Source organism: Streptomyces sp. NPDC003011, from assembly GCF_053591515.1.
Map to the genome: position 1 here is coordinate 62,105 of NZ_JBSFTY010000019.1, position 24,682 is coordinate 86,786.

Annotated in this window: 21 protein-coding genes; 9 read left to right on the forward strand and 12 right to left on the reverse strand. The window is 74.0% G+C overall.

Annotated elements, in window-relative coordinates; translation table 11 throughout:
* The first annotated feature begins 25 nt into the window (after window positions 1–25).
* Entirely contained in the window at window positions 26–466 is a 441-nt protein-coding gene (locus tag ACWD0J_RS12725) for an SRPBCC family protein (RefSeq protein WP_451495781.1), read from the forward strand.
* An 83-nt stretch (window positions 467–549) separates the two neighbouring features.
* Here ACWD0J_RS12725 and ACWD0J_RS12730 read toward each other — a convergent pair whose 3' ends face one another.
* The 5 genes from ACWD0J_RS12730 to ACWD0J_RS12750 all read right to left on the reverse strand — a co-directional run bounded on the left by ACWD0J_RS12730 (window position 550) and on the right by ACWD0J_RS12750 (window position 7,246).
* Complete coding sequence (locus ACWD0J_RS12730) at window positions 550–1,701, reverse strand: XdhC family protein (protein ID WP_451495782.1); 1,152 nt, start codon at window positions 1,699–1,701, stop codon at window positions 550–552.
* Window positions 1,702–1,758: 57 nt separating this feature from the next.
* On the reverse strand, window positions 1,759–3,213 hold the full coding sequence (locus ACWD0J_RS12735; RefSeq protein ID WP_451495783.1) for an NCS2 family permease: 1,455 nt from the start codon (window positions 3,211–3,213) through the stop codon (window positions 1,759–1,761).
* Between the two features lie 135 nt (window positions 3,214–3,348).
* Window positions 3,349–5,778, reverse strand: a complete 2,430-nt coding sequence (locus ACWD0J_RS12740) for a xanthine dehydrogenase family protein molybdopterin-binding subunit (protein WP_451495784.1) — start codon at window positions 5,776–5,778, stop codon at window positions 3,349–3,351.
* A 2-nt stretch (window positions 5,779–5,780) separates the two neighbouring features.
* Window positions 5,781–6,356 (reverse strand): (2Fe-2S)-binding protein, encoded by a 576-nt coding sequence (locus ACWD0J_RS12745; RefSeq protein ID WP_451495785.1) that lies wholly within the window; start codon window positions 6,354–6,356, stop codon window positions 5,781–5,783.
* Window positions 6,356–7,246, reverse strand: coding sequence for an FAD binding domain-containing protein (locus ACWD0J_RS12750; protein ID WP_451495786.1), 891 nt, complete (start codon window positions 7,244–7,246; stop codon window positions 6,356–6,358). Before ACWD0J_RS12750 ends, ACWD0J_RS12745 begins: the two co-directional genes overlap by 1 nt.
* A gap of 368 nt (window positions 7,247–7,614) precedes the next feature.
* Here ACWD0J_RS12750 and ACWD0J_RS12755 point away from each other — a divergent pair, with 368 nt between their 5' ends.
* Both ACWD0J_RS12755 and ACWD0J_RS12760 read left to right on the forward strand, forming a co-directional pair.
* Window positions 7,615–9,288, forward strand: coding sequence for a PucR family transcriptional regulator (locus tag ACWD0J_RS12755; RefSeq protein WP_451495787.1), 1,674 nt, complete (start codon window positions 7,615–7,617; stop codon window positions 9,286–9,288).
* 127 nt (window positions 9,289–9,415) lie between these two features.
* Window positions 9,416–10,189 carry a hypothetical protein gene (locus tag ACWD0J_RS12760; RefSeq protein WP_451495788.1) on the forward strand — a complete coding sequence of 258 codons (774 nt, stop codon included), beginning with the start codon at window positions 9,416–9,418 and terminating at the stop codon, window positions 10,187–10,189.
* Between the two features lie 216 nt (window positions 10,190–10,405).
* Here ACWD0J_RS12760 and ACWD0J_RS12765 read toward each other — a convergent pair whose 3' ends face one another.
* Window positions 10,406–11,239, reverse strand: coding sequence for a GntR family transcriptional regulator (locus tag ACWD0J_RS12765; protein WP_451495789.1), 834 nt, complete (start codon window positions 11,237–11,239; stop codon window positions 10,406–10,408).
* Window positions 11,240–11,393: 154 nt separating this feature from the next.
* Here ACWD0J_RS12765 and ACWD0J_RS12770 point away from each other — a divergent pair, with 154 nt between their 5' ends.
* Together ACWD0J_RS12770 and ACWD0J_RS12775 are read left to right on the forward strand one after the other, a co-directional pair.
* Complete coding sequence (locus ACWD0J_RS12770) at window positions 11,394–12,293, forward strand: (2Fe-2S)-binding protein (protein ID WP_451495790.1); 900 nt, start codon at window positions 11,394–11,396, stop codon at window positions 12,291–12,293.
* Window positions 12,294–12,642: 349 nt separating this feature from the next.
* Window positions 12,643–13,683 carry a DUF2637 domain-containing protein gene (locus ACWD0J_RS12775; protein ID WP_451495791.1) on the forward strand — a complete coding sequence of 347 codons (1,041 nt, stop codon included), beginning with the start codon at window positions 12,643–12,645 and terminating at the stop codon, window positions 13,681–13,683.
* Window positions 13,684–13,758: 75 nt separating this feature from the next.
* On the opposite strand, the gene ACWD0J_RS12780 is transcribed toward ACWD0J_RS12775, so the two are convergent.
* On the reverse strand, window positions 13,759–14,241 hold the full coding sequence (locus ACWD0J_RS12780; RefSeq protein ID WP_451495792.1) for an ATP-binding protein: 483 nt from the start codon (window positions 14,239–14,241) through the stop codon (window positions 13,759–13,761).
* Between the two features lie 773 nt (window positions 14,242–15,014).
* Here ACWD0J_RS12780 and ACWD0J_RS12785 point away from each other — a divergent pair.
* A complete protein-coding gene (locus tag ACWD0J_RS12785; RefSeq protein WP_451495793.1) occupies window positions 15,015–15,254 on the forward strand; it encodes a glycoside hydrolase family 38 N-terminal domain-containing protein in 240 nt (79 codons plus the stop codon).
* Window positions 15,255–15,629: 375 nt separating this feature from the next.
* Here the strand turns inward: ACWD0J_RS12785 and ACWD0J_RS12790 are convergent, their stop codons facing one another.
* Window positions 15,630–16,268 carry a hypothetical protein gene (locus ACWD0J_RS12790; protein ID WP_451495794.1) on the reverse strand — a complete coding sequence of 213 codons (639 nt, stop codon included), beginning with the start codon at window positions 16,266–16,268 and terminating at the stop codon, window positions 15,630–15,632.
* A gap of 174 nt (window positions 16,269–16,442) precedes the next feature.
* Here ACWD0J_RS12790 and ACWD0J_RS12795 point away from each other — a divergent pair, with 174 nt between their 5' ends.
* Window positions 16,443–17,969 carry a helix-turn-helix domain-containing protein gene (locus ACWD0J_RS12795; RefSeq protein ID WP_451495795.1) on the forward strand — a complete coding sequence of 509 codons (1,527 nt, stop codon included), beginning with the start codon at window positions 16,443–16,445 and terminating at the stop codon, window positions 17,967–17,969.
* 130 nt (window positions 17,970–18,099) lie between these two features.
* Here ACWD0J_RS12795 and ACWD0J_RS12800 read toward each other — a convergent pair whose 3' ends face one another.
* Entirely contained in the window at window positions 18,100–20,166 is a 2,067-nt protein-coding gene (locus ACWD0J_RS12800) for a protein phosphatase 2C domain-containing protein (protein ID WP_451495796.1), read from the reverse strand.
* Between the two features lie 273 nt (window positions 20,167–20,439).
* On the opposite strand from ACWD0J_RS12800, the gene ACWD0J_RS12805 reads away from it, so the two are divergent.
* Window positions 20,440–20,922, forward strand: coding sequence for a DUF456 domain-containing protein (locus ACWD0J_RS12805; protein ID WP_451495797.1), 483 nt, complete (start codon window positions 20,440–20,442; stop codon window positions 20,920–20,922).
* Window positions 20,923–21,034: 112 nt separating this feature from the next.
* The gene (locus ACWD0J_RS12810; protein ID WP_451495798.1) at window positions 21,035–21,409 is read left to right on the forward strand and encodes a PPOX class F420-dependent oxidoreductase; all 375 of its coding nucleotides are present in this window, start codon (window positions 21,035–21,037) and stop codon (window positions 21,407–21,409) included.
* Here ACWD0J_RS12810 and ACWD0J_RS12815 read toward each other — a convergent pair.
* The 3 genes from ACWD0J_RS12815 to rsgA all read right to left on the reverse strand — a co-directional run bounded on the left by ACWD0J_RS12815 (window position 21,342) and on the right by rsgA (window position 24,491).
* A complete protein-coding gene (locus ACWD0J_RS12815; protein WP_451495799.1) occupies window positions 21,342–21,908 on the reverse strand; it encodes a methylated-DNA--[protein]-cysteine S-methyltransferase in 567 nt (188 codons plus the stop codon). The genes ACWD0J_RS12810 and ACWD0J_RS12815 overlap by 68 nt on opposite strands.
* Window positions 21,905–23,308, reverse strand: a complete 1,404-nt coding sequence (locus ACWD0J_RS12820) for an AlkA N-terminal domain-containing protein (RefSeq protein WP_451495819.1) — start codon at window positions 23,306–23,308, stop codon at window positions 21,905–21,907. The genes ACWD0J_RS12815 and ACWD0J_RS12820 overlap by 4 nt, the downstream gene beginning before the upstream one ends.
* Before the next feature lie 73 nt (window positions 23,309–23,381).
* The gene (gene rsgA, locus ACWD0J_RS12825) at window positions 23,382–24,491 is read right to left on the reverse strand and encodes a ribosome small subunit-dependent GTPase A (RefSeq protein ID WP_451495800.1); all 1,110 of its coding nucleotides are present in this window, start codon (window positions 24,489–24,491) and stop codon (window positions 23,382–23,384) included.
* Window positions 24,492–24,682 lie beyond the last annotated feature (191 nt).

The following is a 24,682-nucleotide window of genomic DNA, read 5'->3' on the forward strand; positions in this document are numbered from 1 at the left end:
AGGCCGGACTCCCTACGATCGTCCTGTGGTCACTTTCCAGCTCGAACGCACGGCCCCGATCCCGCCCGGCGAAGCCTGGCGCCGCCTCACGGAGTGGCCCCGGCACGCCACGTCGGTCCCGCTGACCCGCGTCACCGTGACCACGCCTGCGCCCACGGACGTGGGCACGGTCCTGGTGGCCCGCACGGGGGCCGGTCCGCTCTCCTTCGACGACCGGATGGAGGTCACGGTGTGGCGCCCGCCGGCGGACGACGAACCGGGCTTCGTCCGCCTGGAGAAGCGGGGCCGGGTGGTCAGGGGGTGGGCGGAGATCGAGGTGCGGCCGGGGCCCGGGGGGCGTGCGCGGGTGGTCTGGCGCGAGGAACTCCGGGTACGGCTGCTGCCCTCGCTCTTCGATCCCCTGCTGGGGATGGCGGCGCGGTCGGTCTTCGGCCGGACGGTCAACCAGCTGCTCAGACGCCCCTGACGGCCGGCGGAGGCTGACCGGAGCGCCGGCCTAAGGGCCTTCGCTCCCGCTCGCGGGCCGGTTCGGAGCGCGCGCGACCCGGTTCAGGCCACCGAGCCGACGCGTCCCGCCGGCCGTCGTGTCACGTCGTGGTGGATCGGCGTGTGCGCCCCGGTCAGGGGAACCCCGCTTCCGCCCCGCCGGGCGGCGACGATCTCCGCGGCGATCGACAGGGCCGTCTCCTCCGGTGTACGGGCGCCCAGGTCGAGGCCGATCGGGGACCGCAGACGTGCCAGCTCCGGGTCGCTCACGCCGACGTCGCGCAGGCGGGCGGCGCGGTCCAGGTGGGTGCGGCGGGAGCCCATCGCGCCGACGTACGCCACCGGGAGCCGCAGGGCGAGCTTCAGCAGGGGGACGTCGAACTTGGCGTCGTGGGTCAGGACGCACAGGACCGTGCGGGCGTCGACCCGCGTGCGCTCCAGGTACCGGTGCGGCCATTCGACGACGATCTCGTCGGCCTCCGGGAAGCGGGCCCGGGTGGCGAACACCGGGCGCGCGTCGCACACCGTCACGTGGTGGCCCAGGAACTTGCCGACGCGCACCAGCGCCGACGCGAAGTCGATCGCGCCGAAGACGATCATCCGGGGCGGGGGGACCGAGGACTCGACGAGCACCGTGAGCGGGGAGCCGCAGCGGGAGCCCTGCTCGCCGATCTCCAGGGTGCCGGTGCGGCCCGCGTCCAGGAAGGCGCCGGCCTCCGCGGCGACCGTGCGGTCCAGTTCGGGGTGGGCGCCGAAACCGCCGTCGTACGCGCCCTCGGGGTGGACCAGCATCGCGCGGCCCATGAGGCCGGCGGGGCCGGAGACGATCCGGGCGACCGCCGCCGGCCGGCCGTGCGCGGCGGCGTCGAGTGCCGCCGCGACCACCGGGCGGACCCGGTCGCCCGTCCGGACCGGTGCGACGAGGATGTCGATGACGCCGCCGCAGGTCAGGCCGACGGCGAAGGCGTCCTCGTCGCTGTAGCCGAAGCGCTCCAGGACCGGCTCGCCGTCCGTGAGCGCCTGTCGGCACAGCTCGTAGACCGCGCCCTCCACACAGCCGCCGGAGACCGAGCCGATCGCCGTGCCGTCGGCGTCCACCGCGAGGGCGGCGCCGGGCCGGCGGGGCGCGCTGCCGCCGACGGCCACCACGGTGGCCACGGCGAAGTCGCGTCCCTGCCCGGCCCACCGGTGGAGCTCTTCGGCGATGTCCAGCATGTGTCTCGGTCTCCTCGGCGGTGCGGGTGGGGAGGGCTGCGGACCTGGGGAGGGCGCCTAGTGCACGCCCATCCAGCTCTCGATCGGCGCAAGGGCGAAGTAGACCAGGAAGATCACGGTCAAACCCCACATGAAGGCGCCGATCTCCCGTGCCTTGCCCTGGGCGGTCCTGATGGCGGCGTACGAGATCACTCCGGCCGCGACGCCGGCGGTGATGGAGTACGTGAACGGCATGATCACGACGGTCAGGAAGACCGGGATCGCGGTGGCGCGGTCGGCCCAGTCCACATGGCGGGCGTTCATCATCATCATCGCGCCGATGACGACCAGGGCGGCGGCCGCGACCTCGCCCGGCACGATCGAGGTGAGCGGGGTGAAGAACAGGCAGGCCGCGAAGAAGAGGCCGGTGACGACGGAGGACAGGCCCGTGCGGGCACCCTCGCCGACGCCGGTCGCGGACTCGACGAACACCGTCTGGCCCGAGGCGCCCGCCACGCCGCCGATCGCACCGCCCGCGCCGTCGATGAACAGCGCCTTGGACAGGCCCGGCATCCGGCCCTGCGCGTCGGCGAGTTTCGCCTCGGTGCCCACGCCGATGATGGTGGCCATCGCGTCGAAGAACCCCGCGAGCACGAGCGTGAACACGATCATGCCGACGGTCATCGCGCCGGCCTCGCCCCAGCCGCCGAACTCGACGTCGCCGAAGAGGGAGAAGTCGGGCATGGAGACCGCGCCGCCGTGCAGTTCGGGGGCGCCGCTCGCCCACTGCTGCGGGTCGATGACGTCGAGCGCGTTGAGGAGCACGGCGAGCGCGGTGCCGCCGACGATGCCGAGCAGGATCGCGCCGGGGACCCCGCGCGCCTGGAGCATGAAGATCGCGAGGAGGGTGAGGGCGAAGAGCAGCACCGGCCAGCCGGCCAACTCGCCCGCGGGACCGAGGGAGACGGGGGTCGCCTCGCCCTGGTGGACGAAGCCGGCCTTGTAGAAGCCGATGAGCGCGACGAACAGGCCGATGCCCATGGTGATGGCGTGCTTGAGCGCGAGCGGGATCGCGTTCATGATCATCTCGCGCAGGCCGGTGACGACCAGCAGCATGATGACGACGCCGTACAGCACGCACATGCCCATCGCCTGCGGCCAGGTCATCTGGGGTGCGACCTGCGAGGAGAGCACACCGGAGACGGACAGGCCGGCGGCGAGGGCCAGCGGCACCTTGCCGAAGAACCCCATCAGGAGGGTGGTGAGGGCGGCCGCGAACGCGGTCGCGGTGATCAGCGCCTGTCGGCCGAGCGTGTCCCCCGCCACGTCCTTGCCGGACAGGACCAGGGGGTTGAGCAGGAGGATGTACGCCATCGCCATGAAAGTGGTGACGCCGCCGCGCACCTCGCGCGCGAGCGTCGATCCCCGCCGGGATATGTGGAAGTACCGGTCGAGCCAGGACCCGCCGGCCGGGACGCGGGCGCCGTCGCCCGCGTCGTCGGCTGAGGTCCTGGGGGTCAGTGACTGGGTCATGTGGGCCTACTCCCAAGGTTCACAGGGGCACCCGTGGGCCGCCTACGGCGACGTACGGGATTTGGGGAGGTGCACGACCCGGGGGACGGCCCGAGACGGACAACGGGGATCCGGGGGACTGGGCCCCCGCAGGACTCAGGTTCCCGTCAGGTGTTCGGGACGTACCGGTGTCCTGTTCAGCTCCAGCCCGGTCGCCGCGCGGATCGCCGCGAGGACCGCCGGGGTCGACGACAGGGTGGGGGCCTCGCCGACCCCGCGCAGCCCGTACGGGGCGTGGTCGTCGGCGAGTTCGAGGACGTCGACCGGGATGGTCGGCGTGTCGAGGATGGTGGGGATCAGGTAGTCCGTGAAGGAGGGGTTCTTGACCTTCGCCGTCTTCGGGTCGACGACGATCTCCTCCATGACGGCCATGCCCAGCCCCTGGGTGGTGCCGCCCTGGATCTGCCCGAGGACGGACAGCGGGTTGAGCGCCTTGCCGACGTCCTGGGCGCAGGCCAGCTCGATGACCTTCACCAGGCCGAGCTCGGTGTCGACCTCGACGACGGCGCGGTGCGCGGCGAAGGAGTACTGCACATGGCCGTTGCCCTGCCCGGTGCGCAGGTCGAAGGCTTCGGTCGGCCGGTGCCGCCACTCCGCCTCGACCTCGACGGCCTCGCCCTCCAGCACGTCGGCCAGGCCGGCGAGGACCTCACCGCCGTCGGTGACGACCTTGCCGCCCTCCAGCAGCAGTTCGGCGGTGGCCCAGGCGGGGTGGTACGAGCCGAACTTGCGCCGCCCGATCTCCAGGACCTTCTCCCGCACGAGCTCGCAGGAGTTCTTGACGGCGCCACCGGTGACGTACGTCTGCCGCGACGCGGACGTCGAACCGGCGCTGCCGACCTGTGTGTCGGCCGGCTGGATCGTCACCTGCGCCACGCCCAGCTCGGTGCGGGCGATCTGCGCGTGGACGGTGACCCCGCCCTGGCCGACCTCCGCCATCGCGGTGTGCACGGTCGCGACGGGCTCCCCGCCGACGACCTCCATGCGTACCCGCGCGGTCGAGTAGTCGTCGAAGCCCTCGGAGAAGCCGACGTTCTTGATGCCGACCGCGTAGCCGACGCCCCGGACGACGCCTTCGCCGTGCGTGGTGTTGGACAGACCGCCGGGCAGCTGCCGTACGTCCGCGCCCTCGCTGGACTCCCACTGGCGCTCCGGCGGCATCGGCATGGCCTTGACGCGGCGCAGGAGTTCGGCGACCGGCGCCGGGGAGTCCACGGGCTGGCCCGTCGGCATCAGGGTGCCCTGCTCCATCGCGTTGAGCTGCCGGAACGTCACCGGGTCCAGGCCCAGTCGCCGCGCCAGCTTGTCCATCTGCGCCTCGTAGGCGAAGCACGCCTGGACCGCGCCGAAGCCGCGCATCGCGCCGCAGGGCGGGTTGTTGGTGTAGAGGGCGATGGCCTCGATCTCCACGTCGTCGATGACGTAGGGGCCGGCGCCGAGCGAGGCGGCGTTGCCGACGACGGCCGGGGAGGCGGAGGCGTACGCGCCGCCGTCGAGCACGATCCGGGCCTTCAGGTGGGTCAGTTTGCCGTCCTTCGTCGCCCCGTGCTCGTAGTACAGCTTGGCCGGGTGGCGGTGGACGTGCCCGAAGAAGGACTCGAACCGGTTGTAGACGATCTTGACGGGCCGGCCCGTGCGCAGGGCCAGCAGGCAGGCGTGGATCTGCATCGACAGGTCCTCGCGCCCGCCGAAGGCGCCGCCGACGCCGGAGAGCGTCATCCGTACCTTGCGCTCGGGCAGGCCGAGGACGGGCGCGATCTGCCGCAGGTCGGAGTGGAGCCACTGGGTGGCGACGTAGAGGTGGACGCCGCCGTCCTCGTCGGGCACGGCGAGGCCGGACTCGGGGCCGAGGAAGGCCTGGTCCTGCATGCCGAAGGTGTACTCGCCCCGGACGACGACGTCGGCCCTCTTCGCGGCCTCCTCGACGTTCCCGCGGACGATCGGCTGGCGGTGGACGATGTTCGGATGCGGGACGTGGCCGATGTGGTGGTCGTCGCGGTCCTCGTGGACGAGGATCGCGTCGGGGGCGGTCGCGGAGGCCTCGTCGGTGATCACCGGGAGCTCGCGGTACTCGACCTTGATCTTGGCGGCGGCGCGGCGCGCGGTCTCGGGGTGGTCGGCGGCGACGATGGCGACCGGCTCGCCGTGGTGGCGCACCTTGCCGTGTGCGAGGACCGGGGTGTCCTGGATCTCCAGGCCGTAGTTCCGCACGTCGGTCGGCAGGTCGTCGTAGGTCAGGACGGCGTGGACGCCGGGCAGGGCGAGCGCCTCGGAGGTGTCGATGGACACGATCTCGGCGTGGGCGACCGGGGAGCGCAGGATCTGGCCCCAGAGCATGTCCTCGTGCCACATGTCGGAGGAGTACGCGAACTCGCCGGTGACCTTGAGGGTGCCGTCCGGGCGGAGCGTGGACTCGCCGATGCCGCCTCTGGTCCCGGCACCCTGGGTGAGCTTGGTGGGAGTGCCGACGGGGGCGCCGATGGGCGCACCGCCCGCTCGGGCGAAGCCGGAAGTGGGGAAGGACATGCTCAGACCGCCTCTCCCTGCCGGGCGGCCGCCAGGCGGACCGCGTCCATGATCTTCTCGTAGCCGGTGCAGCGGCACAGGTTGCCCGAGAGCGCCTCGCGGATGTCCGCGTCGGTCGGGTTCGGGTTGCGCTCCAGCATCTCGTCGGCCGCGACCAGCAGCCCCGGCGTGCAGAAGCCGCACTGGACGGCGCCGGCGTCGATGAACGCCTGCTGGACGGGCGAGAGTTCGGTGCCCTCGCCGGTGTGGGAGTCCTGGCCGGCTTCGGCGGCCCAGTGCCTGGCCTCGTCCAGCGAGGTGCCGCAGGCGCCCGTCCCGCAGGAGCGCTGCCTGGCGTACTCGGCGAGACCCTCGACGGTGACGACCTCCCGGCCCTCCACCTGCCCGGCGGCGACCAGGCAGGAACACACCAGCACTCCGTCCAGGCGGACGGTGCACGATCCGCACTCCCCCTGCTCGCAGGCGTTCTTCGAGCCGGGCAGCCCGAGCCGCTCGCGCAGCACGTACAGCAGGGACTCGCCCTCCCACACGTCGTCGGCCTCCTGCGGACGTCCGTTGACCGTGAAATTGACGCGCATCAGGCGACTCCCTCGCTGCGGGCGGCGGTGCCGCGGTACGACTCCCAGGTCCAGGTCAGCGTGCGGCGGGCCATGACGCCGACCGCGTGGCGCCGGTAGCTCGCGGTGCCCCGGACGTCGTCGATCGGGTTGCAGGCCCCGGCGCACAGGTCCGCGAACTGCTGGGCGACCGACGGCGTGATGATCTTCCCGTTGTCCCAGAACCCGCCTTCGTCGAGCGCGGCGTTCAGGAACTCCTCCGCCGTCTTCGCCCGCACCGGCGTGGGCGCGGCCGAGCCGATCCCGGTGCGCACGGTCCGCGTCCCGGGATGCAGGGCGAGCCCGAAGGCGCACACCGCGATGACCATGGCGTTGCGCGTACCGACCTTGGAGTACTGCTGCGGCCCGTCGGCCTTCTTGATGTGCACGGCCCGGATGAGTTCGTCGGCGGCGAGCGCGTTGCGCTTCACGCCGGTGTAGAAGTCGTCGATCGGGATCAGCCGCGACCCCCGCACCGACTCGGCCTCGACCTGCGCCCCCGCCGCCAGCAGGGCGGGGTGGGCGTCGCCGGCCGGGGAGGCGGTGCCGAGGTTGCCGCCGACGCCGCCGCGGTTGCGGATCTGCGGGGAGGCGACCGTGTGCGAGGCGAGAGCCAGCCCCGGCAGCTCGGCGCGCAGGTGGTCCATGATCCTGCTGTACGGGACGGAGGCCCCGAGCCGGACGCTCTCCTCGCCGACCTCCCACTCGTAGAGGTCGCCGACGCGGTTGAGATCGAGGAGGTACTCGGGCCGGCGGTGGTCGAAGTTGATCTCGACCATCACGTCGGTGCCGCCCGCAATCGGCACAGCGGTGGGGTGCTCGGCCTTCGCGGCGAGCGCCTCCTCCCAGCTGGCGGGGCGAAGGAAGTCCATGACCGGCTCTCTTCTTCGTCTCGTGGGTCGAACGGATCGAGCCAATCCGGGTGCGGCGGGCGCGGCTCGTTCAGGTGCTGTTCACAGGCAGTCAGGCCAGTACACAGCGCCGTACGCCGACCGGGTCAGTCACGGAAACCATGAAGGAGTTGGCTGGCCAGGGAGGTCATCTTGTAGATTCGTATGAACGGAGTCCATCAGAAACCCCTCCGTTTCGCCGGGGAAACGCGAGACACCCCCCGCGTGACCTGGGACACAGTCCGAGGGCGGAGAACATCCGAACCCGCTCCCCGGGCCGGCCCGCCCTCCCCCGGCAAACCCTTCAGACTCCATCGTGTTTTTCGAGACAAAGAACGGCGGCGACGAGAATGCGGCTGCGCGCACTGCTGGACACCGACGCGCTGGGCCTGCGGCTGCTCGGCGGCGAGGACGAGCTGGACCGCGCCGTGCGGGGCGTGATGACCACCGACCTGCGCGACCCCAGCCGCTACCTCTCGGGCGGGGAACTGGTCCTCACGGGCCTGGCCTGGCGGCGGGACGCCGCGGACTCCGAGGCGTTCGTACGGATCCTCGTGCAGGCCGGCGTGGCCGCCCTCGCCGCCGGCGAGGCCGAGCTCGGAGAGGTCCCCGGCGATCTCGTCGTGGCCTGCGCCCGTCACCGTCTTCCCCTGTTCGCCGTGCACGAGGCGGTGGCCTTCGCGACGATCACCGAGCACGTCGTGCGGCAGGTCTCCGGCGAGCGGGCCGGGGACCTCGCGGCCGTGGTCGACCGGCACCGCCGGATGATGACCTCGGGCCCGGCGGGCGGCGGCCCGGAGGTGGTCCTGGACCTGCTCGGCTCCGACCTGGACCTGCGGGCGTGGGTGCTCTCCCCCGCCGGCCGCCCGATCGCGGGCCCGAAGGCCGCGGGCGCCGGCCTGCCCGCCGACGTCTGCGCGAAGCTCGCGGCCGAACACCTGGCGGCGGTCCGCACCGGTCGTCGCGGCCCGCACCGCGTCACGCTCGGCTCCACCGCCTACTCGCTCTTCCCGGTCCGTGCCGGCGACCGCTCGGCGCAGGCCTCCCGGGACGTACGCGAGACGGTCCTGTCGGACTGGCTGCTGGCCGTGGAGGCGGACGCCGGGGACTGGCCCGAGGAGCGGCTGGATCTCCTGGAGGGCGTCACCCAGCTGATCGCGGTGGAACGCGACCGCCGGGACGCGGCCCGTACGGTCCGGCGCCGCCTGGCGCAGGAAGTCCTCGAACTGGTGCAGACGGGAGCCGCCCCCGCCGAGATCGCGGCCCGCCTGCGGGTGGCCGCCCCCGTGCTCCTGCCCGGCCTCGGTGCGGCCCCGCAGTGGCAGGTCGTGGTGGCCCGCGTCGAATGGGCGGGCGGCGAGCTCGAAGGCGGCCCGGTGGCCCAGTCCCTCCTGGAGGAGATCCTGGTCGACCCGCAGGCCACCGGCCCCGAGCCCTCCGACCGCATCGCGGTGGCCCACACCGGCGACGAGGCCGTCGCCCTCGTCCCGCTCCCGGCCGTCTCCTCGGAACACGACGGCTCGGAGGCGGGCATCCTGGCCGACGCCCTGCTGGAGTCCGTACGGGACCCCCTGTCGGCCGGTCTCGACGACGACGGCCGGGTCACCCTCGGCGTCAGCGCGTCCGTCCACTCGGCGGAGGGCCTGCGCGGCGCCCTGGAGGAGGCCCGGCACGCCCGCCGCGTGGCCGCCGCCCGCCCCGGCCGGGTCTGCGCGGCGGGCCACCAGGAGCTGGCCTCCCACGTCCTCCTGCTCCCGTTCGTCCCCGACGACGTCCGCCGCGCCTTCACGGCCCGCCTCCTGGACCCGCTGCGCGACTACGACCGCCGCCACCGCGCCGAGCTGATCCCCACCCTGGAGGCCTTCCTCGACTGCGACGGCTCCTGGACCCGCTGCGCCGCCCGCCTCCACCTGCACGTCAACACGCTGCGCTACCGCGTCGGCCGGATCGAGCAGTTGACGAGCCGCGACCTGTCGCGCCTGGAGGACAAGCTGGACTTCTTCCTGGCCCTGCGCATGAGCTGAGCCCCGGGGGGCGGCCGAGTCCCCCGACTTTGTGAAATCCTTCACCCGCCCCCTTGGCCGGGCGCGCGGATTCGTGCTGAGATGCGGCCACCAACCAAAGCTCGATGGCGTGCTCGGGGAGGGCAACGTGGCGCACACCGCCATGTCTGGCTACGGAACGACCGCCGGCGACGATCCACTCCAGACCGCGGTGTGGCGGCTGCGCTCACGCGCCTGCTGGGCCGACGCGGCCGCCCTGCTCCAGCCGGTCACCGCACCGGCCGCGCTGCAGCGGGCCTCGCTGCTGGTGGAACGGTGCCTGTACACCGAGCAGGGCTGGGAGGAGGCCGAGGACGCGCTGCGTACGGCCGAGGCGCTGGCCCACGGTGACGACGAGCGGGGTGCGGCGGCCTGTGAACGCGGGCACCTCGCGTACGCGGCCACGCTGCACGGCGTACGCGACCGGGCCGACGAGGCGCGGGCCGCGTTGGGGCGGGCGGCGGCGCTGATCACGCCGGGGGCGCCGAGGCGGGCCCTGCTCGACTTCCGCCGGGGCCTGGTGGCGGAGAACCTGACCGGTTCCCCGCAAGCCGCGCGGGCCGCGTACCGACGGGCCCACGCGGGCGCGACCGCGCACTCCGACGCGCTGCTGCTCTCCTTCACCTGGCGCCACCTCGCCGGACTCGCCCTTCGCGAGGGAGAGTTGGCGGAGGCACGGCACGGCTTCGCGGAATCCCTGCGGATCCGGGAGGAGTTGGGCTACCTCGTGGGTACGGCGCCCGCGCTGGCGTCCCTGGCCGACGCGGAGACGGAACCGGAGGCGACGCGGCTGCGGGAGGAGGCGGGGCGGTTGTTCCGCCTGCTCGGAGGTGTGCCGACCTGGCTCTCCCACCAACTGGCCCCACCGGCGGCGACGGCCTAGCTCCCCGCACCACCCCGGCCTCTCCGAGGGGCGGCCGGGAAGCGGGCCGTGTTCCGGGGGCTGCCGCCCGCGGGCGTGCGTATCGGCCGTACTCGCGTACGGCGGGAAGGGGACGTGCCGGGGGTGCCCGCCCGCAGCGGACGGCGCGTCAACGCCCTCCACTGGTGGATGACGTCGCCGTGGCCGTCGGCGCGGATCCGCACCGGCGTCCCGCCCTCAGCGCACCCCGACGAAGTGCTCCCCCACCAACGACCGCACCACATCCACGTCCCGCGCGATCAACGCCTCCAGCAGCGCCATGTGCTCCGCCGCGTCCGCCACCAGCTCGGCCCGCCCCCGCGCCCTGGGCCCGCCCACCAACGGCCACTGGGCCCGGCGGTGCAGCTCCTCGGCGATCTGCACCAACTGCTCGTTGCCCGCGAGCGTCAGCAGCGCCCGGTGGAAGGACCGGTCCGACTCCGCGTACGTGGCCGGGCATCCGGAGGACGCCGCCCGCACCGTCGCCTCGGCGAGCGGCCGCAGTTCCGCCCACCGCTCCGCCGGCACCGTACGGGCCAGCCGCAGCATCACCGGCACCTCGATCAGCGCCCGCACCTCCGCCAGCTCCGCCAGCTCCCGCGCCCCGCGCATCACCACCCGGAACCCGCGGTTCGGCACCACCTCCACCGCGCCCTCCAGCGCGAGCTGCTGCATCGCCTCCCGCACGGGCGTCGCGGAGACCCCGAACCGCTCCCCGAGCGCGGGCGCCGAGTACACCTCGCCGGGCCGCAGCTCACCGGCGACCAGCGCGGTGCGCAACGCGTCGAGGACCTGCCCCCGCACGGAGGACCGCTGAACGGCCGGCCGGACACCGGGCCCGGCACCGGACCGGGGCCCAGGGCCGGGCAACGGCTGCTCGCCGTGGGTGTGCTCACCCCGCACCGCCCCGGGCGCGGCATCCCGCTCCCGGTCCACATCCGCGGCCGTCGGCTGCGCCGGCACCCGGACCGCCCCGCGGGACGCAGGATCCGCAATCCCCGTCCCGGCGGAGTCCTGCGTGCCCTGCTTCACGGGTCCTCCTCCGGACGTGTCGGTACTTGGGGCCATTACGGCGGCTTGTTACTCACCCGTCAAGCACCTTAGGCGCAGAAGCCGACAGTTCACATCCCGACCCTTCAGGTAAGGTAAGCCTCACCTTTAAGCGACAGCGAATCGGTGGTCCCGCATGCCCGCACCGGCACCCGCTCTTGCACCTGTCCACGCTCCCGCACCCGCCGACGCCCCCGCCCCGCCTTCGGCGGTCACCGACGCCTACACCCGCGTCACGGGCGTCCTGCCGAGCCTCACCGTCACGGAACTCACCCCCGGACAGCGGGCCCCGCGGGGCGGCGGCTGGGTCACCGCCGCCGCTCTCGCCGAGGCCGGTCCGGATCTGGACGCCTTCCTGTCCTGGGACGACGCCCAGATCCGGCGCGACCACGGCCACCCCGCCCGCCCGGACGTGACCGCGAGCTTCGGCCTGCACCGCTACGCCTGGCCCGCCTGCCTGCTGATCACGGCCCCCTGGTTCCTCCAGCGCCGCGTCCCCCGCTACCCCGTGACCCACGTGTCGTACGACCGCACCGAGGGCCCCATGGCCTTCGCCGTACGCCCCGGCCCCTTCGCCTGCCTCCCGGACGACCCGGCGGCGGCACACCCCGACGCCCGTGTCGTCGCGGACGAGGACGCCCTGCGCGCCGAGGTCCGGGACGCGGTCGCCGAGCACATGGGACCCGTCCTGGCCGGCTTCGGCCCGCGCATGCGCCGCCGCGGCCGCGCCCTGTGGGGCATGGTGACCGACGAGATCGTCGAGAGCCTGTGGTACGTCGCCGAACTGCTCGGCGAGCACGAGCACCGGCGGGCCGAGCGGGAGCTCGGACTCCTCCTGCCGGGCGCCACCAAGCCGTACGCCGGCTCCGCGGGCTTCCGCCGGCTGGCCGGACCGAACGGCGAGCCGCTGCGCACCCGGGACCGGGCGAGCTGCTGCATGTTCTACACGCTGGTGCCGGAGGACACCTGCGTCACCTGCCCGCGCACCTGCGACGCGGACCGGATCGCCAAGCTCACCGCCGCCGCCGCGAGTTGAGGGACCCTCAGCGACCGGGCCGGGCCGGCCCCGCGCCATGCCTCCGCCCAACCCCCGGCGCGGGGCCCGCTCCCGCGTCCCGTAAGATCACCGCGAACGAGACGCCCGCACGGTTACAGGCAATTCACCACTTCCTCACCGGTCGCAGGAACTTTCCGTGGAACCACCCGTACGGGTAGTCTTATTCGAACTCAACTCCCGCCCCTCAAGCGGCAGTTCGAGCAGAACGCCGCCCTGCGCAATCCCTTGCACTCCCTTGGCGGCCTCTTGCCCCGAAACCCCCTGAGGGCCGATGGGATTGGGCCAATATGGCGGGCGTTATGCCCTATCCCAATGCAAGGGACCCCAGATGAGACTGACCGACATATCGCTGAACTGGCTGCTTCCGGGCGCCGTGCTGCTCCTGGGCATGCTGGCGGCGGTGGCGGTGCTCGCGCGCGGCAAGCGCTCCTCCGGGGGGAACGCGAGCGCGGACGACTCGTGGGAGCGCACCGAGGAACGCCGCAGGCGCAAGGAGGCCATCTACGGCACCGCCTCCTACGTGCTGCTGTTCTGCTGCGCGGCGGTGGCCGCCGCACTCTCCTTCCACGGTCTGGTCGGCTTCGGCCAGCAGAACCTGAACCTGTCCGGCGGCTGGGAGTACCTGGTCCCGTTCGGCCTGGACGGTGCGGCGATGTTCTGTTCCGTGCTCGCGGTGCGCGAGGCCAGCCACGGTGACGCGGCGCTCGGCTCCCGGATACTCGTGTGGACGTTCGCGGGCGCCGCGGCCTGGTTCAACTGGGTGCACGCGCCCAGGGGCCTGGGCCACGACGGCGCCCCGCACTTCTTCGCCGGGATGTCCCTGTCGGCGGCCGTCCTGTTCGACCGCGCGCTGAAGCAGACCCGCCGCGCCGCCCTGCGCGAGCAGGGCCTGGTGCCGCGTCCGCTGCCGCAGATCCGCGTGGTCCGCTGGATGCGGGCGCCCCGTGAGACGTACAAGGCGTGGTCGCTGATGCTGCTGGAGAACGTGCGCAGCCTGGACGAGGCGGTCGACGAGGTCCGCGAGGACAAGCGTCAGAAGGAGGCGGCCCGACTGCGGCGCCGCGAGCAGGAGCGGGTCGAGCGGGCGCAGCTCAAGGCGATCAGCCGGGGCCACCGCGGGTTCGTCGGCCGCGGCCGGCAACTGGAGGGGCAGGCCGCCCTGGAGCGGGCCTCGGACCGCGTCACCGCGGAGCCTGCCATATCGACGGCGGAACAGCTGCCCGTGCGCGCGCGTCCCTCCCTGCAGCCGGTCCGAAGCGGATCTGATTCCGGTGCCGTCGACCTCACCGCGGAGGACGACACAATGGCTCTGCCGCGCCTCGACTCCCTTGAGCGCAAGCTGAAGGACCTGGAGCAGCAGTTCGGCTGATCCTCGCAAGCGGACACACGGGAGCGGGGTGCGGCTCGGGCGAGCCGCGCCCCGCTCCCGTTGCACGTCACGTGGTCATGCGACGCCCGCGTCCAGCTCGAACCACACCGCCTTCCCCACCCCGTGCAGCCGCACGCCCCACGCGTCCGCGAGGGACTGCACCAGCACCAGGCCCCTGCCGTGCGTGCCGTCGCCGGCGTCCGGTCCGCACAGCCTGGGCCTGCGGGCCACGAAGTCCCGCACCTCCACCCTCAGGCCCCGGGGTCCGACGGTGGCCGTCAGGACCGCTTCGTGGTCGGTGTGGACCAGTGCGTTGGTGACGAGTTCGCTGGTCAGCAGTTCCGCGATCTCCGACCGTCCGGGCCTGCCCCAGTGCCGTAACAGCTCACGCAGCGCCTTGCGCACCTCGGGTACCGCGCCCAGGTCCGCCCGCCCGAGTCTGCGGTTGAGCCGCGGCACCGACGCCTCGTCCCGGGCGCTGCCGGCCTTGTCCTGCACTGTCTCCGCCGAGAAGGCCCCTACCGTCGTGGGACCGCCCCCTCGTGCCTGCCTCTTCATGACCCCCGCCCGCGTGCCGATGTCGGTTCCCCTCCTGCTCGAACACGTTCACGAGGATCCTTGCCCATTGGCTCACCGGGCAGTCATGTCGAGCCCTCGACGACCAGGTGTTCGGCCATCCTGCCGCCCTCTGCGCCCACCCCCGCGTCGACGGCGGATGCGGCGGTCTCCGACGGGTGGGGAAACCCCCGGCCGAGCCCTCCGAGCCGCCGGGAAGCCGCCGGGAAGCCGCCGTGCACGACGGCCGCACACTGGTGGAAGCCCGCCGACCGGTGTGCCCTGCGCCAGTTCGTCCGCCCGGCCCAGTACGGAACGCGTGTGCCGTTGGTCCTGTCCCTGCGGCATGTGCCGGGCCAGTCCGTACCCGGGGGCAAGGCCCCGCCAGGCCGCCCACGAACCCTTCACGACCGGCGCCGAACGGGGAAAGCCCTGGTGGGGGAGCTGGTTCCCGCACGGCTTCGAGCCCACCCGGCCGCGGGACGAGCCGACCGGGGCGATGGACCCGTCCACCGATTCCGCTCCGCCGACCTCGCCGTACTCGACGAGGGGGCGTGCCACCTGGTGCCGGGCGTCGAGGTGCGTGCTGCCCGAGCCGGTGCACGAGCGGCCCGTGGACCGCGCCCGCCGGCACGAGATCCCGCGCGCCCTGGAGGACATGCCCGACGTGCTCCGCCCGCACGACGGGGCCGGTACGGCGACCGCGCCCGTGCCGCGCCGCCCGGCGTCCTGTCCCGGCCCGCGTCGGCGAGCGCCCACCGGATCCCGGTCGTTCGATGCGGGTGGAGTCCGAGGCCGACATGCCCGGCGGCGAGGCGCCGGCCCGGCAGGTCGTGCACGGCAAGCGGTTCTTCGCCGGGGAACTGGGCGTGAAGACCGAGGAGATCTGGCTGCCCGGCTCCTTCGGTCACAGCGCCGCCTTCCCCCAGCTTGCGAAACTGGCCGGAATCCGCTGGTTCCTCACGCAGGAACTCAGCCGGAACCAGCCCAACCGGATGTCCCACCACACGCGTTGACGGGAGGACGTCGACGGCACCCGCGATCTCGGAGAAGGCACGGCGGCTGCGCTCCCCGGAGGGCCCCAGGCGCGGGTGTGACCGGACGAGCTGTACCTGGAGCCGCACCGGCGACGTACACCCCGCCGGCGAAGACGAAGCGGGGCGACCGGCGCGTCGCAGCCAGCACGTGCTGCGGGACGAGGTGACGAGGTGACGAGGTGACGAGGTGACCGACCTGCTGGAACGGCCGCAGCACGAGGCCCCCCTGACCTTCGGGCTGCGGCCGTTCCGGATCCTGGCACCGCGGCTTCGGCCGGCGCAGACGCCGGTGCGGGGGCCGCCCGCCCGACCCCCGTGCGGGAGGGCGGCCCCGGTCTCGCGGTGGTCGTGCGGTCAGTGCAGCTTGTTCACGGCCGTGGTGGTCGTCTTCTTGAACGCCTTCACCGGCGCGTCGTCGAAGTCGCCCATCTGCGCCCACTTCACGACGGTGACGGTCCGTCCGTCCCGGCCGACGGACAGGAGCATGATGTCCGAGGCGCCCCACGAGGCGTTGGTGTGCAGGCCGTGGACACGGGCGCCCTCCTCGACCGGCAGGGTGCCGTAGTTCCGGTGCGTGGCGTCGATCTCCGGGTCGCGTTCCTCCAAGCGGACCGCGCAGGTGCGGATCTCCTCGTTCAGGCGCGTGGCGAGCGCCTTGGCCTTGGCGGTACTGCCGACGACGACGGTCAGCTGCCAGGCTCCCGTGTCCAGGTCGGTGCGGAACGCGCGGTACCGGGAGTCGTAGGCGAGGAGCGCCTCACCCAGGCACGCCTCCAACGCCTCCGGGACCCCGTCGGTGACCTTGCCGGCCGTCCAGGACGACGTGGGGTGCGGGGGCAGTTCGGCCGCCGCGAGGAATCGGGGCGAGGTGACCGCCTGTGTCGCGGCGACCGGCTGCGGCCCGGCCTGGACCGGCCCGACGAGTACGGCCCCGAGCGCGAGGCCCGTGATGGCCAGTACCGTGAGCGGGCCTGCCGGAGTGCGCTTGAGCATGGGTGTCCCCCGTGGATGAGTGCATGGATGCGGGTTGCCGCCACGGCGCCGGATGGTCGGTCCGGCGGTTGCGGTGCGACACCAAGAGCATCAGCGGTCACAGTGGACGGGCGCAACAGGGGACGCCGGATCGACCACGGTGGAACCATCCCATCCCACCTGACGTGCAGGTATATGGAGTGCCTGGGATGCCGTCCCGGGACGCGACCAGACGGGGGAAGGGTGTCCGGACAGGACGACGTCGAGGAGTTCGCCGCTTCGCTGCGGCGGCTGAAGGACCGGACGGACCGGAGCTACGGTTCGCTGGCCCGCCGCCTGAACATGAACACCTCCACGCTGCACCGCTACTGCGCCGGTGACGCGGTCCCCGTCGACTTCGCCCCGGCGGAACGCTTCGCCGCGCTCTGCGGGGCGACGGCGGAGGAACGGCTGGAGCTGCACCGGCTGTGGTTAGGGGCGGTGACGGCCCGCCGGCGACCGCGTACGGCGGAGGCGGGTGCGGGTGCGGACGCGGGCGCGGCGGAGGGTGCGGCGGCGGCACCTGGGGAACCCGATGTGGAGACGGATCCGGGCGGAGAGAGCCAGCCGGACTCGGAAAGCGAGCCGGACACGGAAGGCGAGCCGGACACGGGAAGTCAGCCGGACACGGAAAGGGAGCCGGGCGTCGCGGATGCACCGGTCTCCTCCGGTGCACCCCATGCAGATGCGGGCTCAGCCCCCGTTCCCGTTCCCCTTCCCGCTCCCGTGTCCCTCTCCTGGTTGCGGCGTCGGCGTGTCCTGGTGTCCGCCGGCGTCATCGCGGTGCTGCTCGCGACGTTGGGCAGCCTCTCGGCCCTCCAGTCCGACCGTCCGTCGCAGAAGGGTTCCGCGCGGGCTCCGGGCGGCCCGCCCCTCACCTCTGCGCCGGGAACGTCCCACCGACCGTCGGGCACCCCCTCCGGCTCGGCCTCCGGCACCCGTTCCCCCTCCCCCTCTTCCTCCTCCTCGGCCGGGGACACCCCTGCCGCCGAGCCGTCCGGGACGCCCACCGGAAAGGGCGGCCCGTCGGAGGCGGGCGGGCAGAGCGCGGCCGGCAACGTCGCCGTCCCCCTCACCTGGACCGCCGACTCCCACGTGTGGAACCAGGGCTGCGGCCACGACTACGTCATCGGCAGGCCGCCGGCGCAGGTCCCGCCGCCCCCGGCCGCGCAGGACGCCCGCACCTGGGCGTCGGCTCAGGGCGCCCTGCACGGCCGCGACACCCACGTGCGGATCTCGGTACAGGGGCGGAGCTCCACCGCCGTCGTCCTGGAGGCGCTCCGGGTCCGCGTCGTCACGCGCGCCGCCCCGGTCCAGGGCAACGCCTACTCCATGGACCAGGGCTGCGGCGGAGCACTCACCCCCCGCTACTTCTCCGTCGACCTGGACGCCGACCGGCCCGTCGCCCACTCGCGGCCCGGCGGTGACGAGGAGGGCCCCATCCCGGCCGTGAAGATGCCGTACCGCGTCTCCGCCGAGGACCCGGAGGTGCTGCTGGTCACCGCCGCGACCGAGGGCTGCGACTGCGGCTGGTACCTGGAACTGGACTGGTCCTCGCAGGGCCGCACCGGCACGGTCCGCATCGACGACCACGGCCGCCCGTTCCGCACCAGCGCCATCAAGGGGCTGCCGCGCTACACGTACGACACCTCGGCGCGCCAGTGGGTGCCGTACACCGGCTGAGGAGTTCGAGGACGGGGCGTGTTCCGCAGTGCGGAGCACGCCATCTGCGGCATCCCGGATGCGGGCACGTCTCAGCGGCGGAAACCCGCCTTCAGGCGGGGGAGGCGTCACGAATCCGCCGTGCGGGCCGTCACGCCTCCCACACGGCGGCGGCTGTACGGTCGTCGGCGTATCCCTTGACCCGGACCTGGGTGTCGGCGAGGAACGCGGCGAGGCCGGGCGGGGCGGATTCGGACCACCGCCCGGTCAGGTACCGGCCCAGTTCGGGTTCGCCGCGCAGCGGCTCGGCGAGGCCGCCGGTGCACATCAGGAGCGTGTCGCCCGGGCGGGCGAGGGAGGCGCGGAAGCGGAAGGGTTCGCGGGGCGGCTGGGGAGCCGGTTCGTACGGGCTCGGGGGTGTCGGGATGCCCAGGTCCATGGTGAGACGGTCGCCCTCGGGGGTCTCGGGCGGCAGGGAGCCGAAGCCGACGGCCGGCTCGCCGGTGACGTCGAGGACACGCGGCTCGATGTCCTGCCACTCGCCGTCGCGCAGGCGGAACAGTCCGCCGTCGCCGACGCCGAAGAAGAGGCGGGTGCGGCACTCGGGATCGGCGGGGAGCAGCAGGCAGCGCAGGGTGGCGGCGTACTCCTCGGGATCGATGCCCTGTCCGGCGGCGCTGGCGCGGAGTCTGCCCAGGCTGCGGTCGGTGAGGCGGTGCAGGCCCGACTTGAGGTCGCCGCGCCGGCCGGCCCTCATGTCGTCCGCGAGGCGGGCGTGGCTGCGGCCCACGGCCCGGCCGATCCACTGGCAGGCCTCGGCGGCCGCGCGGTGCGCGCCCGGTGTGGCGCGGGCGCCGGTCGCCATCGCGACGAGGACCAGGGCGTGCTCGCCCGTCCCGAACCGGGCGGTGAGCAGCGCGTCCCGTCGCGGTTCGCCCCGGAACCGCGCGGAATCCCCGCGCACGGAGGCGGCGCGCAGGGTGCAGGCCCCGTACCTGGCTCCGTCCAGCACGGTGTCCGCGACCAGCTCGTCGAGATCGTCGGGGTCGGCCGGGGGCAGCACGGTGGGCTCGGCCTCGTAGGTGGGCGGGCCGGAGCCGACGTAGTCGACGGACTCGGGCGACAGGACGGGCAGGTCGAGGCGGGTGGCGGTACGGATGTCGGTCCCTTGCGGGGCGGGCGCCCCGGTGCGGCGGCACGGGCCCATGGGCGGCTCCCCGCCGGGCTCGGCACCCACGCCGGCGACGGGTGCCTGCGGGTCGCTCCGGGGCGGACCGACTCCGGCGCGGGTGGCGGCGGACGGAGCGTCGGTTCCGTCATCGCCCTCGTCATCGCCCCGGGCGGATGAGCCGACGGCGTCAGCCCGGCCCGGGCCGGGCTGAGGAGCGGGCCGCACATCGGCGGGGCCGGCACCGGAGGACCCCCACGGGCGGTACTGCGGCTGGGAGCCGGGCGGAGGCTGCGGCGGGGCGTCCCCGGCAGCCGTGTCCTCGCGGGGCGAGACCTCGGCGGGCACGGCACCCGACGACTGCCAGGGCTGATGCCGCGGAGGCGGGCCGGGCGGGGACGGGGTGGCCGCCGGGCCGGTGGCGGGTGCCTCCTCGCGGGCGGGCTGGGAGCCGGCGCCTCCCGGGTCGGCCGGGGCGGGCCCGGGGTTCCTCCGCTCGGGCGGGCCCGTGGGCTGCGGCGGTGCGAGCGGGGGCGGGGGCGCCGACGCGGGCGGGGGCATCCGCGAGGCCGGGGCGGCCGTGTCCGGGGGCTCGGTGGAGGTGCGGTCGCCCGTCGGCGGGACCGCTCCGCTCCGCGGCTCCCGCTCGGCGAATCTCGGCGGTTTCGGGTCGGGCGGGAAGCCGGCGGGGCTTCGCGGCGGATCGGGCGGCGGCTCCCAGGGGGCCCGCGACGCCCCGGACTCCGCGCGACGCGGGGTGCCCTCCCCGACCTCGCCACTGCGGGAACCCGCCTCCCGCGGCGCCCCGCCGGACGCGGCCGTCGCGCCGTCGCCCGGGACGCCTCTCGCCCCGGACCGGGGTGCCGGGATCGCGCCCTCCGTTCCGCCCGGGGATCCGGGCCGTCCCTCCACCGTCCCCGCCGCCGAGGCGAAGCGGTCGTCCAACGTGTCGGGCGTCGGTGCGGGGCCCGTGTCCTCGGTGGAGTCGTCGTACAGCTGACCCCACCAGTCGTCCTCGTGACCGGCGGGCTTTCCCCCAGGCTGGCTCATGTCCCTGATTGTCCACCGTGCGGGCCGTATGAAAACGGGGCATCGGGAAAATCCGGCGGCGTACGCGACGTCGAACGGCGTGTCGAGTGACCCGTCGAACTGCGGTACGGCACAAGCCGTCGGGCGGTCCCACCCCCACGGGAGAACCGCCCGACGGCACACGAGTGGCCCGGCCTGGCGCCCCCTGACGTGCCGCCGCGCGGAAGGTCCTGGTGGAGGGGGTGGCGTGCCTCGTCATCTGCGGCTTCGCCCGGTCTCCGGCACCCTGGACAGATGGGAGTGGTGGACCTCCTGCTGGTCGGCCTGGTCCTCCTCCTCGGGCTGGTCGGTGTGCTGGTGCCCGGGGTGCCGGGGTCGTGGCTGGTGTGGGCCGCGGTCCTGTGGTGGGCGCTGAAGGATCCGCGGCCGGTCGCCTGGGGTGTCCTCGTCGGCGCCACGGTCGTGCTGTTCCTGTCCCAGGTGGTGCGCTGGTCGTTGCCCCCGCGCCGGTTGCGCGCCGCCGGCGCCACCCCGCGCATGGGCGTGTACGCCGGGGCCGGGGCGTTCGTCGGCTTCTTCCTGATCCCCGTGATCGGCGCGATCCCGGGCTTCATGGGCGGTATCTACCTGTATGAGCGGCTGCGGCTCGGCCGGCACCGCGAGGCGGGGACGGCGCTGCGCACGGCGATGCGCTCGGGCGGCTCCAGTGTTCTGACGGAGCTGTTCACCTGCCTGTTGATCATGGGCGCGTGGCTGGGCGCGGTGCTGTGGGGATGAGGCGCCGGGGCGACGACTGCCGCGACGACCACCACGGCCGCCGCCCTACGCCCTCGGAACCAGGACGAAGATCCGATGCGCCGAACCGGGCCGGCGTGTTTGGCTGACGGTCATGACCCGATTCAGCGAGGCCGAACGCGCGTATCTGTCGTCACAGCGACTGGGGCGGCTGGCCACCGTCGACCAGCACGGACAGCCGCAGGCGAACCCGGTCGGCTTCTATCCGCAGGCGGACGGGACCATCCTGATCGGCGGCCACGCGATGGGCCGTACCAAGAAGTGGCGCAACCTGCAGAGGAACCCCAGGGTCGCCCTGGTCGTCGACGACATCGTCAGCGTGAAGCCGTGGAAGGTGCGCGGCATCGACATCCGCGGCGAGGCCGAACTCCTCACCGGCCCGCACGACCTGGGCCCGCACTTCAGCGAGGAGGTGATCCGCGTCCATCCGCGGCGGATCCACAGCTGGGGTCTGGAGGAGAGCGTCTAGAGGAGGGCTTTGGGAGGACGCCTTCGAGAGCGAGCAGCGTCGTCTTGCGTTCCAGCCCGCCCGCGTACCCGGTGAGGGAGCCGTCGGCCCCGATCACCCGGTGGCAGGGCCGCAGGACGAGCAGCGGGTTGGCGCCGATCGCGCCGCCGACGGCCCGTACGGCGGCCCGGGGAGCGCCGATCCGCGCCGCGATCTCGCCGTACGTCGTGGTCGCCCCGTAGGGCACGGTGTCGAGGGCGGCCCATACCCTCTCCCGGAACTCGCTGCCCGCAGAGCGCAACTCCAGTCGGAACTCCTTGAGTTCCCCGGCGAAGTAGGCGGCCAGCTGCTCCTCGGCGGCACGGAAGGGGCCCGGGTCGTGGCGCCAGCCGTCCTGGACGGTACGGCCGTTCCTCTGGCCGGGCACGGAGAGCGAGGCCAGCGCTCCGCTCGCGTCGGCGGTGAGGAGGAGCGGCCCGAGAGGGCTGTCCAGGGTGGTGTAGTGCGTCTGGGCAGTCATCGGTACTCCAACTCCCCTGCTGCGCGCAGGTGTCGCAGGGCGTATGAGCGCCAGGGGCGCCAGGTGTCGGGGACGTCGCGTCCTGGGGGCGCGACGTCGGGGTCGCCGAGGGCGCGGGTGCGGACGGCGGCCACGGTACGGGCGTCCAGACCGGGCAGGGCGAGCAGCCCGGCCTGCGCGTCGTCCCGGTCGGCGCCGGGGTCGAGGCGTACGGCGCCGTCGGCGAGGGCGGCGGCGAGGGCGCCCAGGGGCCCGTCGGGCTCGGCCTCCGCGACGACGGCCGGCTCGGGGAACACATGGGTGAGGCTGCCGCAGGGGGCGTCCAGCGCCTTTCCGTACCGCGTCACCAGCTGTTCCGCCGCGGCCCGTCCCGCCAGGGCCCGCAGCGCGCACTCCTGCGGGTCCACGGCCCCGGGCGAGCGCAGGCCGGGCCGGGCGGCGACCAGCGGGGCGAGCCGTTCGTCGGCGCCGAGCCGTTCGTCGACGGCGTACGGATCGGCGTCGAGGTCGAACAGCCGCCGCAGCCGCTGCACGGCGGTGGTCAGGTCGCGGAGGTCGGTCAGGTGCAGCCGGGCGTCCAGCCAGCCGCCCGGACGGGCCCCGGACGCGGACCGCGCCGCACCCGTCCGCTCGTCCACGGCGACGATGCCGGTGCCGTGCGGAAGCCGCAGGGTACGCCGGTACGTCCGCCGCCCGGGTGCCCCGCTCACCTCCTCGACGCCGGCCACGGCCTCGGCCTCCAGCAGGTCGAAGACGGCCCCGGCCTGGTACGGCCCCCGGTGGGCGAGCCGCAGCGGGATCCCGGCGGACGGAGTGGCCGTACGCCGGGATGCCCGGCCGCCGCGCGGGGCGGCGGCCCGCAGCTCGCTCGGGGTGGCGGCGTATGTCTCCCGCATGGTGTCGTTGAACTGCCGCACGCTGGCGAACCCCGACGCGAACGCGATCTGGGTGACCGGCAGGCCGGTGGTCTGCAGCAGCACGCGGGCGGTGTGCGCCCGCCGGGCCCTGGCCAGCGCGACGGGGCCGGCGCCGAGCTCGGCGGTGAGCTGCCGCTGCACCTGCCGGGCGCTGTAGCCCAGCCGTGCGGCGAGCCCGGCGACGCCCTCCCGGTCGACGACTCCGTCGCCGATCAGCCGCATGGCCCGGCCCACCACGTCCGCCCGGACGTTCCAGTCGGCGGAGCCGGGCACGGCGTCCGGCCGGCACCGCCGGCAGGCCCGGAACCCCGAGCCCTGCGCGGCGGCGGCCGTCGGGAAGAACCGGACGTTGTGCCGCTTCGGCGTCACCGCCGGGCAGCTGGGCCGGCAGTAGACACCGGTCGTCACGACGGCGAAGAAGAACTCCCCGTCGAACCGCCCGTCCCGGCTCCGCACCGCTTCGTACCTGGTGTCCTCGTCCATCACGTCACCCAGTGTCGAGCGTGCGGACGAGCGGGGCCAGCGGGAATCGGACGTGGAGCTGAGCCCGGGCTCCCTACATCCGGCGCCCGCGCTTCGCCTCCAGCGCCGCCTTCCCCTCCGCCCCCTTCCGCTTCCAGTCCCGCCGGATCTCCGCCCGCAGCCGGGCGTCCGTCTTGGCGACGATCCGCTGGTTCTCCCGGATCAGCTTGCGGTAGCTCTCCAGCCGCCGGACCGGCAGCTCACCGGAGTCGAGGGCGTCGCGCACCGCGCACCCGGGTTCGCTCCCGTGCGCGCAGTCGTGGAACCGGCACCGCCGGGCCAGCTCCTCGATCTCGGCGAACACCTGCCCGACCCCGCTCTCGGCGTCCCACAGTCCGACGCCGCGCAGGCCCGGCGTGTCGATCAGGACACCCCCGGCCGGCAGGGCGAGGAGGTTGCGGGTGGTCGTCGTGTGGCGGCCCTTGCCGTCCGCGTCCCGGGTGGCCCGGACGTCCATGACGTCCTCGCCGAGCAGCGCGTTGGCGAGCGTGGACTTGCCCGCGCCGGACTGGCCGAGCAGCACGGACGTACCGCCACCGACGACGGCGAGGAGGACGTCGAGCCCGTCCCCGCCCATGGCGCTGACCGGCAGCACGGGCACGCCGGGCGCGGTCGTCTCCACGTCCTGGACGAGGTGCGCGAGGGTCGCCGCCTCGGGCACGAGGTCGGCCTTGGTCAGCACGAGAACGGGCTGCGCCCCGGACTCCCAGGCGAGCGCCAGGAAGCGTTCGATGCGGCCGAGGTCGAGTTCGACGGCCAGCGACACGGCGACGATCGCGTGGTCGACGTTCGCGGCGAGGATCTGTCCCTCGGACCGCTTGGAGGAGGTGGAGCGTACGAACGCGGTGCGGCGCGGCAGGTACGTCCGTACGTAGCGCGGGGTGCCGCCGGGCTCGACGGCGACCCAGTCACCGGTGCACACGACCCGCAGCGGGTCGTGCGGGGTGACGAACGCGGTGTCCGCCCGGACGACGCCGTCGGCGGTGACCACGTCGCACTGCCCGCGGTCGACCCGGACCACACGCCCGGGCAGGAGTCCTTCGGGCAGGTGCGGGGCGAACGCGTCCGCCCATGCCTCGTCCCAGCCGTAGGGAGCGAGCGCGGAGAAAGCGGAGAAAACTGAGAAAGCTGAGGTGGAAGACAAGGGTGACCCTTCACAGGGGCGGCCCCGGCACGCGCGTGCGGACACGCGCGGAGGTGAGGAATCGTCAGCCGGTGGCCACGGAGGTGGACTCGATGAACTCCTGGATGCGGGCAGCGCCCGTCTCAACGACAGCCATCGGTCGACACCTCCTCATGTGCTCGCGCTCTTGCTCGGCCCGCGGCGGCCGGCGG

Coding starts and splice junctions, on each gene's coding strand:
- ACWD0J_RS12730 (WP_451495782.1), bottom strand. CDS start 1,701: ATGCTGGACATCGCCGAAGAGCTCCACCGGTGGGCCGGGCAGGGACGC.
- ACWD0J_RS12735 (WP_451495783.1), bottom strand. CDS start 3,213: ATGACCCAGTCACTGACCCCCAGGACCTCAGCCGACGACGCGGGCGAC.
- ACWD0J_RS12740 (WP_451495784.1), bottom strand. CDS start 5,778: ATGTCCTTCCCCACTTCCGGCTTCGCCCGAGCGGGCGGTGCGCCCATC.
- ACWD0J_RS12745 (WP_451495785.1), bottom strand. CDS start 6,356: ATGCGCGTCAATTTCACGGTCAACGGACGTCCGCAGGAGGCCGACGAC.
- ACWD0J_RS12750 (WP_451495786.1), bottom strand. CDS start 7,246: ATGGACTTCCTTCGCCCCGCCAGCTGGGAGGAGGCGCTCGCCGCGAAG.
- ACWD0J_RS12755 (WP_451495787.1), top strand. CDS start 7,615: ATGCGGCTGCGCGCACTGCTGGACACCGACGCGCTGGGCCTGCGGCTG.
- ACWD0J_RS12770 (WP_451495790.1), top strand. CDS start 11,394: ATGCCCGCACCGGCACCCGCTCTTGCACCTGTCCACGCTCCCGCACCC.
- ACWD0J_RS12775 (WP_451495791.1), top strand. CDS start 12,643: ATGAGACTGACCGACATATCGCTGAACTGGCTGCTTCCGGGCGCCGTG.
- ACWD0J_RS12780 (WP_451495792.1), bottom strand. CDS start 14,241: ATGAAGAGGCAGGCACGAGGGGGCGGTCCCACGACGGTAGGGGCCTTC.
- ACWD0J_RS12785 (WP_451495793.1), top strand. CDS start 15,015: ATGCGGGTGGAGTCCGAGGCCGACATGCCCGGCGGCGAGGCGCCGGCC.
- ACWD0J_RS12790 (WP_451495794.1), bottom strand. CDS start 16,268: ATGCTCAAGCGCACTCCGGCAGGCCCGCTCACGGTACTGGCCATCACG.
- ACWD0J_RS12795 (WP_451495795.1), top strand. CDS start 16,443: ATGGAGTGCCTGGGATGCCGTCCCGGGACGCGACCAGACGGGGGAAGG.
- ACWD0J_RS12800 (WP_451495796.1), bottom strand. CDS start 20,166: ATGAGCCAGCCTGGGGGAAAGCCCGCCGGTCACGAGGACGACTGGTGG.
- ACWD0J_RS12805 (WP_451495797.1), top strand. CDS start 20,440: ATGGGAGTGGTGGACCTCCTGCTGGTCGGCCTGGTCCTCCTCCTCGGG.
- ACWD0J_RS12810 (WP_451495798.1), top strand. CDS start 21,035: ATGACCCGATTCAGCGAGGCCGAACGCGCGTATCTGTCGTCACAGCGA.
- ACWD0J_RS12815 (WP_451495799.1), bottom strand. CDS start 21,908: ATGACTGCCCAGACGCACTACACCACCCTGGACAGCCCTCTCGGGCCG.
- ACWD0J_RS12820 (WP_451495819.1), bottom strand. CDS start 23,308: ATGGACGAGGACACCAGGTACGAAGCGGTGCGGAGCCGGGACGGGCGG.